The sequence below is a fragment of the Clostridium cellulovorans 743B genome (genome assembly GCF_000145275.1).
Classification (GTDB): Bacteria; Bacillota; Clostridia; order Clostridiales; family Clostridiaceae; genus Clostridium_K; species Clostridium_K cellulovorans.
This window is the reverse complement of sequence record NC_014393.1, coordinates 3698056-3711043: the sequence shown is the minus strand read 5'-3', so window position 1 is coordinate 3711043 and position 12988 is coordinate 3698056. Positions and strand designations below refer to the sequence as shown.

At 31.6% G+C, this 12988-nt stretch carries 9 protein-coding genes and 1 pseudogene; 5 read left to right on the top strand and 5 right to left on the bottom strand.

Annotated elements, in window-relative coordinates; genetic code table 11:
* Positions 1-129: 129 nt before the first annotated feature.
* The 4 genes and pseudogenes from CLOCEL_RS15110 (at position 130) to CLOCEL_RS15100 (ending at position 5847) form a co-directional block, all read left to right on the top strand.
* Complete coding sequence (locus CLOCEL_RS15110; protein WP_010075803.1) at positions 130-1359, top strand: LysM peptidoglycan-binding domain-containing protein; 1230 nt, start codon at positions 130-132, stop codon at positions 1357-1359.
* Between the two features lie 367 nt (positions 1360-1726).
* Positions 1727-1928, top strand: a pseudogene (locus tag CLOCEL_RS22385) (helix-turn-helix transcriptional regulator); the annotation flags it as partial.
* Positions 1929-2026: 98 nt separating this feature from the next.
* Positions 2027-2773, top strand: a complete 747-nt coding sequence (locus CLOCEL_RS15105; RefSeq protein ID WP_010075801.1) for a GNAT family N-acetyltransferase — start codon at positions 2027-2029, stop codon at positions 2771-2773.
* Between the two features lie 116 nt (positions 2774-2889).
* The gene (locus tag CLOCEL_RS15100; protein ID WP_010075800.1) at positions 2890-5847 is read left to right on the top strand and encodes a DEAD/DEAH box helicase; all 2958 of its coding nucleotides are present in this window, start codon (positions 2890-2892) and stop codon (positions 5845-5847) included.
* Between the two features lie 49 nt (positions 5848-5896).
* Here the strand turns inward: CLOCEL_RS15100 and mutT are convergent, their stop codons facing one another.
* The 5 genes from mutT to CLOCEL_RS15075 form a co-directional block, all read right to left on the bottom strand.
* Positions 5897-6280, bottom strand: a complete 384-nt coding sequence (mutT, locus tag CLOCEL_RS15095) for an 8-oxo-dGTP diphosphatase MutT (RefSeq protein WP_010075799.1) — start codon at positions 6278-6280, stop codon at positions 5897-5899.
* Positions 6281-6394: 114 nt separating this feature from the next.
* Positions 6395-7171, bottom strand: coding sequence for a histidinol-phosphatase HisJ family protein (locus tag CLOCEL_RS15090; RefSeq protein WP_010075798.1), 777 nt, complete (start codon positions 7169-7171; stop codon positions 6395-6397).
* A 263-nt stretch (positions 7172-7434) separates the two neighbouring features.
* The gene (locus CLOCEL_RS15085; RefSeq protein ID WP_010075797.1) at positions 7435-8031 is read right to left on the bottom strand and encodes a hypothetical protein; all 597 of its coding nucleotides are present in this window, start codon (positions 8029-8031) and stop codon (positions 7435-7437) included.
* A 73-nt stretch (positions 8032-8104) separates the two neighbouring features.
* On the bottom strand, positions 8105-8707 hold the full coding sequence (locus CLOCEL_RS15080; RefSeq protein WP_010075796.1) for a nitroreductase family protein: 603 nt from the start codon (positions 8705-8707) through the stop codon (positions 8105-8107).
* A 375-nt stretch (positions 8708-9082) separates the two neighbouring features.
* On the bottom strand, positions 9083-9643 hold the full coding sequence (locus tag CLOCEL_RS15075; RefSeq protein ID WP_010075795.1) for a TetR/AcrR family transcriptional regulator: 561 nt from the start codon (positions 9641-9643) through the stop codon (positions 9083-9085).
* A 429-nt stretch (positions 9644-10072) separates the two neighbouring features.
* Here CLOCEL_RS15075 and CLOCEL_RS15070 point away from each other — a divergent pair, with 429 nt between their 5' ends.
* Positions 10073-12856, top strand: coding sequence for a glycoside hydrolase family 3 protein (locus tag CLOCEL_RS15070; RefSeq protein ID WP_010075794.1), 2784 nt, complete (start codon positions 10073-10075; stop codon positions 12854-12856).
* Positions 12857-12988: the final 132 nt, after the last annotated feature.

Genomic DNA, 12988 nt, shown 5'->3' with positions numbered 1-12988 from the left:
ACTCAAAGAACAAATTCTCTGTTAAGATAGGTATCAATCATTGAAACTGAAATAAAAGTGATTTCATTTATAATTCCATAGTTTTTAAATGTGGAAAATAATATGCATAATTAAACGGAGGAAGTCACAATGAAAAAGAAGATAATAGCTATAATATTAGGTCTAGCAATGGGAACAAGTCTATTTGTACCTTCTTTAGTGGAAGCACAAACTTTAGCTAACACCTATACTGTTGTAGCAGGGGATACCCTTGGTGGAATAGCTAAAACGTACAATGTAACTATTGATAGTTTAAAAAGATGGAATGGGTTAACTTCAGATATAATAAAAATAGGACAAACCTTGAAATTAAATATCGTTCACACAGTAGTAGCTGGTGATACCCTTTGGGGAATATCAAGATTATATGGAACAACTGTTGATGCAATAATGAAGCAAAATAATTTAACAACAAGCACTTTAAAAATAGGACAAGAGTTGTTAATAGAAGGGGTGATATCTACGGCTTCAGTGCAAACAACTACGCCAACTGCCCCGACTACAACTACATCGCAAAATGTTACTCATACTGTGGTTTCAGGAGATACATTATGGGGGCTATCAGTAAAGTATAAGACTACAGTGGATAGTATTATGAAGCTTAATAACTTAACTTCTACTACATTAAAAATAGGACAAGTATTAGTGATTAGTGGAACAGTACAAGCACCAGCACCAACTTCGGTAGCACCAGTAGTACAAACGGTAAATTATAAGGTTGTTTCTGGTGATAATTTATGGAATATAGCTACAAGGTATGGTACAACGATGGATACTATAATGAAGTCAAATATGCTTGTATCCAATATTTTAATGCCTAATCAAATACTAACTATTCCAGTGAACTCAACGCAAATAGTTAAACCAGTAGGAATTACAATGATGAAAGCTAAAGTAAATAGCACTTATGGTGATATATATACTTGGGAAAATGCTATGAGATTATGGACTGTTGGAACACAAGGTACGTTAAAAGATTTAGGTACTTCTAAGACCTTCAATGTAAAATATATGGGAGGATCAAACCATAGCGACGTAGAGCCATTAACCTTGACAGATACTAATGTGATGAAATCAATTTACGGATCTTGGTCTTGGAGCAACGATCATAAGAGACCTATGGTTTTATATTTCGCAAAAGGTGGAGTAAATTATCAAATGGCGGTAAGTTTAACAGCAATGCCACATGGTGTTGAAACTATTCCTAACAACGGGTTTGATGGGCATACAGATATGTACTTCTATAATTCTTTAGGCCATTCTGATCCAGTGATAGATCAAGTACACCAAGCTAATGTTTTAAAAGCTAATGGTCAATAAAGTCTAGTTGATTTACTCTTGGAATTAAATGCGTATAGAGTGGTAATAGGATAGATCAATATTAAATGGATTGCAATGGTTATAGGATATGTAGTTAATGCGGCTACTTATCCTATATTTTTATGTATTTTATGATTTCTATTGCAAAAGTACGTTTGTTTATAAAAAAATAGTGATTTAATAAATTACGAAGAAGAGCCAAACACTATGTATGGTTATATTAGGTAGTTACTCGAAATCAATAATAGTCTGGTAAATAGTAAGATATGTTGTTGATATTCTACTTTATATCACCTAGGATATACGTTGTGAATAAGGCATGCTGTTGTCATATTCATGTGATATAATGGTAAAAAAGGGGTATGATATGCAGATAAATAGATTATTTGAAATTGTATACACTCTGCTTGATAAAGATAAAGCATCTGCAAAAGAATTGTCAGAGCGTTTTGAGGTTTCGACAAGAACAATTTATCGTGATGTAGCGATACTTTCTTACTGCTGGAATCCCCATTCTTATGACTAAAGGAAAAGGTGGAGGTATTAATCTGTTACTAGATTTTATATTGATGGCGGAATGATTTCCAACATTGAAACGTTGGAAGAAGTTATAACTTAGAGGTGTGGGAAGAAGCCATGGATTTAATTTGATTATGAGGAGAATAGTATGGGTGAACAGTTTAAAAACATAACACTTGATAATCTTGATAGTGAGCATCTTTGTTGTGCTATTGCTGATAAAAAACACCAATGTGGTGTTACTACAAAAAAGTCATGGATGAAAGATCGAATTGATGAAGGACATATTTTTAGAAAACTTGATGCAAAAGGAAAGGTATTCATTGAATATGCGCCGCTTGAAACAGCATGGGTGCCTGTTAACGGTGATAATTTTTTGTACATATATTGCCTATGGGTATCTGGGTCATTCAAAGGAAAAGGGTATGCCAAAGAATTGCTTGAATACTGTATCGCAGATGCAAAGGAACAAGGAAAATCTGGTATATGTGTTTTAAGCTCAAAAAAGAAGAAGCCCTTTTTAATGGAAAAAGGGTTTATGAAAAAATATGGTTTTGTAGTAGCTGACAATATTGAAGAGTATGAGTTGTTATCCTTATCATTTGATGGTACTAAGCCGGCATTTCCTGATAGTTTAAGGCAGAGAAAGATAGAGAACAATATACTTACGATTTATTATGGAATGCAATGTCCATATATCCCAAATTGTATTGAACAAGTTAGAAACTATTGCGAGAACAATGATATTCCTCTTGAATTGATAGCAATAGATAGTTTAGAAAAAGCGAAGTCTCTACCGTGTATTTTTAATAACTGGGCAGTTTTTTATAACGGAAAATTTGAAACTGTTCATCTGCTTAATGAAGGTTATTTGAAAAAGTTACTTGGTGTTTAAGTTTATTTGACGACTTTTGCTTGTGAAATTTAGATTTACAGAAACGACAAGATAGCTTGGAAAATTGCAAAAGTGTAATTTATGTCAACACTAGTATATAATGTTAAGAGGTTAAAATGAATAAAGCATTGGAAACACAGATTAATATTGATAGATATATTGAACCTAAAACAATCGAAAACAACATAATGAAAGAAGAAATTCTTCGGGCAAGCGAAACCGGTTTAGTAAATAATTTAATAAACTCAAATTTAGCATTGGTACCAAAGTTAATAATCAATGATTACTCCAAGGGGAGTAAAGTTTTAAATGAAATAACCTCAGAACTAACAAAATGCAAAGAATTTATGCTATCAGTTGCTTTTGTGACTAGCAGTGGAATTACTCCTTTACTTGAGACTTTGAAAAATTTAGAAGCTAGAAATATTAGGGGGAGAATCTTAACCACAGATTATCTTAATTTTAGTGAGCCAAAGGCACTTAAAAAGCTGCTTGAATTCTCTAATCTTGAAATTAGACTTTATAGTAAAGAAAATTTTCATACCAAGGGTTATATTTTTAAGTATGAAGATTCTTATAAATTGATTGTAGGTAGTTCAAATCTTACCCAAAGTGCATTGACTAAAAATAAGGAGTGGAATTTAAAAATTTCTTCTTTAGAGGAAGGTTCTTTAACACAAGAGGTCATTGAGGAATTTAATACCCTTTGGAATGATGCTGAAGTACTAACTAGAAGTTGGATTGAAACATATGAGGATATTTATAGAAAGCAGTTAGAGTATAGCAGAAAAAGCACTGTGCCACGTTTATCTCAATACAAGCTTAAGCCTAATAAAATGCAGATAGCTGCAATTCAAGGTTTGAATAATCTTAGAGAAAATGGAGCTGATAAAGCATTACTAATTTCTGCGACAGGTACTGGTAAAACCTATTTATCAGCTTTTGAATTAAGAAATTATAATCCTAGACGAGCTTTATTTATTGTACATAGAGAGCAAATAGCTAAGCAAGCCTTGGATAGTTATAGAAATGTTTTTGGGGATACAAAATCCATGGGTATTTTATCTGGAAACAGAAAAGAAATAGATAGAGATTTTATATTCTGTACAGTTCAAACCCTCTCTAAAGTTCAAGTGCTCGAAAGCTTTGATAAAGAAGAGTTTGATTACATAATAATCGATGAAGTTCATAAAGCTGGTGCAGTAAGTTATCAACATATAGTTGATTATTTCAACCCAAAGTTTTTGCTAGGTATGACAGCTACCCCTGAAAGAAGTGATGATTTTGATATCTTTAAAATGTTTAATTATAACATTGCTTATGAAATAAGACTTCAACAAGCACTAGAAGAAGATTTGCTTTGCCCATTTCATTACTTTGGAGTATCTGATGTAATTGTAGATGGTAAGGAGTTGAATGAAAGTTCAGAGTTCAGATATTTAGTAGCAGAGGAAAGAGTTAATCATATTATTGATAAAATTAATTTTTATGGTTACTGTGGAGAAAGTGTAAAAGGGTTGGTATTTTGCAGTAATAAAAAGGAAGCCATAGAGCTTTCGAAGATTTTTAATACTAGAGGATATAATACCGTTGCCTTAACAGGAGATGATTCACAAGAAAAAAGAGATGAAGCAATTGAAAGATTAGAACAAGCTGAAGTTGAAAACTCATTAGATTATATCTTTACAGTAGATATCTTTAATGAAGGGGTTGACATACCAACTGTAAATCAAGTTGTGATGCTTAGACCAACAAAATCAGCTATTATCTTTGTACAGCAATTAGGGAGAGGGCTAAGAAAAAACAAAGCAAAAGAATACGTTGTAATAATAGATTTCGTAGGAAATTATAATAGTAATTTCTTAATACCGATAGCTTTATCTGGTGATAGAACCTTTAATAAAGACAATATTAGAAAATATGTTCTTGAAGGAAGTAGAGTAATTCCAGGATGTTCTACGATAAATTTTGACGAAATTTCTAAACGGAGAATTTTCGAATCAATTGATAAAGCTAATTTTAATGATATAAAACTAATTAAAGAAAGCTATTTAGCACTAAAACAGAAGATTGGAAGAATTCCATCCTTAATGGACTTTGATAGTTACGAAGCTATAGATCCAATAAGAATTTTTGATAATGGTAGCTTAGGCTCTTATTATAAATTCTTAAAGAAATATGAAAAAGAGTACACAATAGAATTAAATGAATCTCAAGAATTATTTATTGAATTCATATCGAAAAAATTGGCATCAGGTAAAAGAATACATGAACTATTATTACTTGAAGGTGCAATAAATGGACAAAATAACTTACTTCAATGGTTGAAGGTAGAATTAAAAGATAGATATGATATCGATTTTAAAAATACTACTGAGGTAAATGTAGTAAATGTTCTTACGAATGAGTTTACAACAGGAGTTGGAAGGAAAACTTATCAAGAATGTATCTTTATTGAGAAGGCTTCTTATGATTATGAAGTTTCCAAAACATTTAAAGAACATCTGAATAATTATCAGTTTAAAGCCTTAATCGAAGAATTGCTAGAGTTTGGCATAGAAAGGTATAATAGCTACTATAGCAATAGATATATGAATACTAGCTTTCAACTATATCAAAAATATACATATGATGATGTATGTAGATTATTAGAGTGGGAAAAGGGTGAAGTTGCTTTTAATATAGGTGGATATAAATTTGATAAGATTACAAAAACTTATCCTGTATTTATAAATTATGAAAAATCAGAGGATATTTCAGACACTATAAAATATGAAGATAGATTTTTATCACCTTCACAAATAATAGCAATATCCAAGTCAGGAAGAACAGTAGATTCAGAGGATATTAAAACAGCTTATAATGCTGAAAAAGAAGGGGTAGAAATGAGTCTGTTCGTAAGAAAAAATAAAGATGATAAAACTTCAAAGGAATTTTATTTCCTAGGAAAAATCAAAGTAAGTGGGACTCCAATGCAATTCATCATGGAAAATACTAACAAAACAGCAGTGGAAATTACCTATCAATTAGTAACACCTGTAAGAGATGATATATACGAATACATAACATCATAAAAGCAAAAGTGATAGTTAACCATTTTATAATGAAAACTATCACTTTTTATTACATATTTTTTACAGCATTAGCGACTAAAATATCGGCAGGAACCCAAAGTTGATTGTCTAATTCATCTAAAGTAATCCATTTAGCATCATTGTGGGCATTTAAGTTTAGTTCCCCACCACAAATTTCACAAATATAACAATGCATAGTAAGATGAAAGTTAGGGTAGTCATAGTCAATGGTAGTCAAAAATTTAGAGAGCGTAATATCTAGTTCTAACTCTTCTTTTATTTCGCGAATAAGAGCGACTTCTTGAGATTCACCACTTTCTATTTTTCCACCAGGGAATTCCCACATGTCAGCAAAGTCACCGTAGGCCCTACGAGTTATAAATATTTTATCTTGTTGTTTAATTATTGCTGCTACTACTTCAATTATTTTCACTTGTTCCTCCTTAAATTGAGCTCTTAGTTATGTATTTAATAAGTAAATTATATCATAAAATACAGTAGACTCATTGCAAGAAAAATAAAAAGGTCATGTAGTTGTGGGATTATTCTATAAATATAGCTTCTGAAATTGTCTATCTTTAAAAATACCAAACTCTAATTTGTCAAAGTGTTGAAATTGGTTAATTTTGCCAAAGTCGGCACCGATTTCTTCTCTGCTGTGGGCATCCGAGCCAAGAGTTACATTTTTTCCGCCTAAGTTCAAATACATATCTATAATATCAAAATTAGGTAAGGTAAAATTATATCCTTTTCTTAATCCAGAAGTATTTATTTCTAAAACTATATTGTTTCTTACTAAGAATTTTAGTATATCTTCTATTAAGTGATTATCAACAGAAACTTGTCCATAATATCTCCTTGGAAAGTCAAAGTGAGCTAGTACATCAAAGTTACCCAGTTCAGCAATCACTGTTAAATCTTTAAAATACTTTTCTAGAATTTTTTCAGGTGAGTATTTTGATAGCAATTCTTTTTCACCATAGAAATTATCACCTAACCAATGTAAAGAAGCCATAATCATGTCGTAATCACGATTTAATTCTTTTTCAAATTCTGATTTATATAAATGCGGTTCGCTGAATTCAATGCCTTTAAGTATCTGAATTTCTGATGAAAATTTGTCTTTTAATCTCTCGATTTCATTACTATATTTCTCAAAATCATAAAATTGATAGCCGTAATCCTTAGGATTATGATCTATATGTTCAGTAAAGCAAATATGTTTAAGTCCTTTGGCTATTGCAGAAGATACGATATCTTCTAAGTTATCTTTTGCATCGACAGAAAATGTTGAATGAACGTGAGTATCAAAGTTAAAATTCATTGTTACCTCCAAAATCGAAAAGTTTTATAGATTAGAGTAAAAATAGTAACAGTAAATTAGTTCAACTATTCAATCGTAGATATGAATATATTGGATTAACTATTTCGTATATCAACTAGAACATCACAAGCTATTTGAATAGTACCACCTAAACCTAAAAGCCATTCTTTCATGTCTTTATTATTTGCAAGCTTAGGACTCGTACGGAGGAGTAGAGCTTTAGATAATGTAGTATTAAATCTAAAGTTATAGTTATCTAGGATCTATTGAGTAGCCTTAGTTTTGCAAGTTATATTCTTAGTTTCAATCCAATAAATTGACTGGCAAATCAAGAATAACCAATCAATTGAGTGAATGTCCTCAGAAGGCTCTACAGCATATTTTCTAATAGTTTTAATTAGGTTATCAATTTGACTAAGGAAAATTTCATCATTAGGATAGGAAAATTGTTTTCTTATATCCTCACCAAATACGAGAAATCCATTATCAATTAATCCTTTTAAAGAGAAACCTGAAAGCTGATATTTATCATCTAACTTCTCACCACTTCCGCCCCAGCAAATAGTATTACCTTTAAAGGTGTTTTTAAGGTTGATAAATGAAATAAATTCGCCTTCTAACATGCTAAAGTATGGACTGCTAGATTTTTTGATTCTATGCCGGTAATCTTTTAGTGAGTAAAAATCATCTTCATTAATCTGATTAGAAACAACAGCAAAAAAATCTAAATCGCTATAACCAACGTGAAGGTCATCATATATAGCAGAACCATAGACATATAGGGATTTTAAGTTTTTATTAAATATATTGTTTATATCTTTTGAAAATGTTTCAAGAGTATCAAGTATTTTAGGATTCATTAAGTTATCTCCTTAAAAAGGTTCATTGACATATAGTATCATATATGAAGTCAGTTATAAGCTGTTTTATAAGCTAAAGTAATATTTCTTCCAAAGTTAACTTTTTTATAGGTTTTGGTTCTTCATCCGGGTAACCTAGAGTCAATAAGCTTACAAAGCTTATATTTTTATCCCAATTAAATATTTGACTAATCTTTTCTGGATTAGCTAGTTTTACCCAACAAGTGCCAAGACCAAGTTCTACAGCTCTTAAAGCAATATGTTCAATTGACATTGCTACATTAAAGGATACTTCTGCTGATAAGGCTTCAGATTCTACATTTTTTAGACTAGTGCTCCTATTGATAATTAGTTCAAAAAAATCTTTTTTTATCATATCTAAGCTATGTAGTTCCCCGCAACCGTTGATAGAACCAGTAACATAGTCAGGGATGTTAGCACAACAGACAAGAACTACAGGAGCTTCTTTTATATGTTTTTGATTAAAGGAAACTTGAGATAATAGTTCTTTTGTTTTTTCATCTTTAACTATTTTAAAACGCCAAGGCTGTGAGTTGCAGGCAGAAGGTGCAAGCCTAGCACAATCAAGTAAATCATAGATTAATTCATCAGCTACATCCTCTTTTTTATATTTTCTTATACTTCTTCTCATTATTATAGCATCTTTTACACTCATTACAAATCCTCCTTATATTTACATAACAGACTGGTTGGTTTACAAAAAATAATTTTATGAAACTTCATAGCTGACGGAAGAATTATTTACGTAAGGTTGCTATGAAGTGATTTTCTATATATAAGTTTCAATAATGAAGGTACATTTTAAGTTTTATGCTATAGCACAAAGTTTGATAAGATGTGAAGCAACTTTATTGCAACTTATATATAATGAAGCTTATGATAAAAACTTTCTTTTTATTTGTTGAAAATTATTATATAAATCAAAAAGTTAAAATAGTGATTAGTTGAAAATTTATATGCAATCAGCATTAAATCACAATTGAACAAGGTTGATATTAGTTGAGAAAAGTTTTGATTTAACCTCAGCGAGTTATACTAGTGACAGTAAATCTTTAAGCATACAGTCAAAGGCACTTTCATCTTTACTTATCTTATAATAAAGTACATGTCCTTCGTAAATAGCGAAAGCTCTTCTTGAAACTTCTTTTGCTTGTTCTTCAGTTAATCCAGATAATTGTAGAGATTTAGAAAAGATACTCATCAGTCTTATAATGCCACCAGCATATGTCTTTGAAAGATCATCATCCACAAAAGAGATATCTAGACCTAAAACTGCTAAGGGACATCCAAAATAAGTTCCTTCTGCTACAGAAGTTTTTATATCAAATATCATTTTTTTGATAAATACATCCCAAGGATTCTCTGATAGAGGTTCTAACCATTGGTCTAGTGTAGTTTTGCCATAGTACCTTGCAACTTCAAATCCAAGGTCTTTTTTGCTAGAAAAATGAAAATAAAATGATCCCTTTGACATATCGGCTTCACTTAATATATCGTTTATTCCTGTACTAGAGTAGCCTTTTCTTAAAAATAGTCTAGCTGCAGTTTCAATTAAGCACTGTTTTGCTTGTTCACCTTTTGTTCCCTTCATTATACATATTCCTTCCATATAAGCTATTTGTTTTATAATAAACTAGTCGGTATATTTTGTCAATGGGGTTTATTTTGTTCCATAATTAATATTAAAAAGGTTATACACAATTTCATTAATGAGGCAATATAATTTTTAGGGATTTTATGAATTTAAGTTTTCTAAAACTAAAATGGATAAGCTAATTATATAAATATAAATTTTAATATTAGTGTATTAGGAGATAGAATTTATATTTAGGTGAAAAGGATTACTAAATAATTTGGAAAGGATTACACCTTTGGGTTTTTAAGGATGCATTTCTTGTGCAGAATTCTTATTTTTACGGTTTTTTAGGGCGAAATAAGTTAAGAATGTAGGGTGTTTTATTTACATTACTGTATGCTATACTAATAGCTAGTGTGACCATAGTAGTTGGAGGAAGATGAGATGAGTAAACAAAAAATTGGTATACCATTAAAAGGCTTAGCTGACTTTGCAAGAAAAGTGTCAGCAGAAGGCGCTGTGTTATTAAAAAATGATGATCAAGTGCTTCCAATTAGGAACGGAGAATGTGTTTCTGTTTTTGGAAGAATTCAAAAGAATTATTATAGAAGTGGAACAGGTTCTGGTGGCTGTGTAAACGTTGAATATACAACAAATCTTTTAGATAGTCTTAGAAGTAAGAAAAACATAATAGTAAATGAAGATTTAGCAGATACATATGAAAATTGGATTAAGGAAAATCCATTTGACGATGGTGGTCGTGGTTGGGCAACTGAACCATGGCATCAAAAGGAAATGCCATTAACAGATGAAGTAGTATCAGCTGCTAGAAAAAAATCCAATAAAGCATTAGTAGTTATTGGACGTACAGCTGGAGAAGATAAGGATAATGCTGATGCGGAAGGTAGTTATCAATTAACAATTGAAGAAAAAGAAATGCTTAAGATGGTAACTAAATACTTTGAAAATGTATCTGTTGTGTTAAATGTATCTAATATAATTGATATGAGTTGGATGCAAGATGAAAGTCATGTACATCCTATTAAGAGTGCCATTTATACATGGCAAGGTGGTATGGAAGGTGGTAATGGTGCTGCTGATGTATTAGTAGGAGATGTTGTTCCAAGCGGTAAGTTGACAGACACTATAGCTTATTCTATTGATGATTATCCATCAACAATTAATTATGGTGATGAGGTTAGAAACTTTTATCAAGAAGATATATATGTAGGGTACCGTTATTTTGAAACGTTTTGTCCAGAAAAAGTTCAATATGAATTCGGACATGGAATATCTTATACAAGATTTGAAGTAGGACCTAAGGAAGCAAAAATCCTTACAAAAGATGGTCAAAAGTACTTTGAAATAGAAGTTACAGTTAAGAATGTTGGAAAAGAATATTCAGGGAAAGAAGTTGTTCAAGTTTATTACGAGGCACCACAAGGAAAGCTTGGTAAGCCAGTAAAAGTACTAGCAGCTTTTGATAAGACTGGGATTTTAGAACCGGGAGAAACTGAAACTCTTACATTAACTTTTCCAGTTAACAATATGGCATCTTATGATGATGCTGGTGAAACAGGTTATCCTTCTTGTTATGTATTAGAAAGTGGAGAATATAAGTTTTATGTTGGAACTAGCGTAAGAAAAGTTGAACAGGTTGTAGTTGAAGGAAAAGATAGTTATTTACTAGAAGAGCTTCAAGTAGTTGAACAATTAGAAGAAGTTTTAGCTCCAATTGAAGATTTCAGAAGAATGAAACCAGGTGTTAAAAAAGCTGACGGAGCGTATGAAATAGCTTATGTTGATGCACCTAAGAGAAAAATCTCTCTAGCAGAACGTATAGAAAAGAATCTTCCAGAAACTTTTGAACAAACTGGAGATCAAGGTTATAAGCTAAGAGATGTATATGACAAAAAAGTTTCTATGGAAACTTTTATCGCACAATTATCAGATGAAGAACTTGCAACCATTGTTAGAGGAGAGGGAATGAGCAGTCCTTGGGTTACTGCAGGAACAGCTTCAGCTTTTGGTGGAGTAAGTGATGGATTATTTGGTTATGGAATTCCTATTGGCTGTACAGCAGATGGTCCTTCGGGAATTCGTATGGAAACTGGAAAGGCAACACAATTGCCAATTGGAACATTACTTTCTGCATCCTGGGATGTAAGATTAATAGAAGAGCTTTATGTAATGGAAGGTAAAGAGTTATTAAGCAATGAGATTGATGCACTTTTAGGACCAGGAATGAATATTAGACGTAGTCCATTAAATGGTCGTAACTTTGAGTATTTTTCTGAGGATCCACTTGTTACAGGTGTTTTTGCAGCAGCACAAGTTCGTGGTATCATGAAGGGCGGTTCAAACGGAACCTTAAAGCACTATGCTTGCAATAACCAAGAAAAAGCTCGTTCTTCAGTAGATGCAATTGTGTCTGAGCGTGCTCTTAGAGAAATCTACTTAAGAGGCTTTGAAATAGCTGTTAAAGAAGGAAATGCTAATTCTATTATGTCAGCTTATAATCCGATCAATGGACATTGGTCAGCTTCTAACTATGATTTAAATACTACTGTTCTCCGTAAAGAATGGGGTTTTAAAGGAATAGTTATGACTGATTGGTGGGCAAAAATGAATGATGTAGTAGAGGCAGGGCCTGAAAACCTTACAGATACTAGATCAATGGTTAGAGCTCAAAATGACTTATATATGGTAGTAAGCAATTATGGTGCAGAAACTAATGTTGCCTCTGATAATCTTGAAGAATCATTAGGAAATGGTTCTTTAACTCGTGGAGAATTACAACGCTGTGCAATGAATATTTGTAGTTTCTTAATGGAATCACCTGCTTTCTTCAGAAAGCAAGAACATAGTGAAGTTGCAGAGAAATTCGAAGCAGATAGAAGTATTACTCCAGAAGGTGTACAGGAATTAACTGAGGATGGATTGATCAGTACAGATCCAGAAACTACTACTTATGTGAAGGTAAATAAAGCAGGGGTATACCGTATATTTGTATATGTTATGTCCCCAGAAAGTAGTTTAGCACAAACAACTTGCAATATACTGTTAAATGGTAATATAGCAGCAATCCTTCAAACCAATGGTACAGAGGGAAGATGGGTTAAACGTAAGCTTGTAAAGGTTGAACTTGAAGAAGGCTTCTATCAATTAAAAGTTGACTTTGTAAAACCAGGTATGAGAATCACTTGTGTAGAATTAAAAGAAGTTTAGATTTATTAAGATATTAATGTATGAGAATTAAATAAATATTAAGAGGGTTATATCAAAAGAAGCTTATATTTTTGATATAACCCTTTTCAACTTTGTTATAATTCGGTTTTATAGGTGTTTTTGTAGTATATG

What these genes read in the sequence shown, in the direction of transcription:
- CLOCEL_RS15110 (WP_010075803.1), top strand. Translation starts at nt 130, where the DNA reads ATGAAAAAGAAGATAATAGCTATAATATTAGGTCTAGCAATGGGAACA.
- CLOCEL_RS15105 (WP_010075801.1), top strand. Translation starts at nt 2,027, where the DNA reads ATGGGTGAACAGTTTAAAAACATAACACTTGATAATCTTGATAGTGAG.
- CLOCEL_RS15100 (WP_010075800.1), top strand. Translation starts at nt 2,890, where the DNA reads ATGAATAAAGCATTGGAAACACAGATTAATATTGATAGATATATTGAA.
- CLOCEL_RS15090 (WP_010075798.1), bottom strand. Translation starts at nt 7,171, where the DNA reads ATGAATTTTAACTTTGATACTCACGTTCATTCAACATTTTCTGTCGAT.
- CLOCEL_RS15085 (WP_010075797.1), bottom strand. Translation starts at nt 8,031, where the DNA reads ATGAATCCTAAAATACTTGATACTCTTGAAACATTTTCAAAAGATATA.
- CLOCEL_RS15080 (WP_010075796.1), bottom strand. Translation starts at nt 8,707, where the DNA reads ATGAGTGTAAAAGATGCTATAATAATGAGAAGAAGTATAAGAAAATAT.
- CLOCEL_RS15075 (WP_010075795.1), bottom strand. Translation starts at nt 9,643, where the DNA reads ATGAAGGGAACAAAAGGTGAACAAGCAAAACAGTGCTTAATTGAAACT.
- CLOCEL_RS15070 (WP_010075794.1), top strand. Translation starts at nt 10,073, where the DNA reads ATGAGTAAACAAAAAATTGGTATACCATTAAAAGGCTTAGCTGACTTT.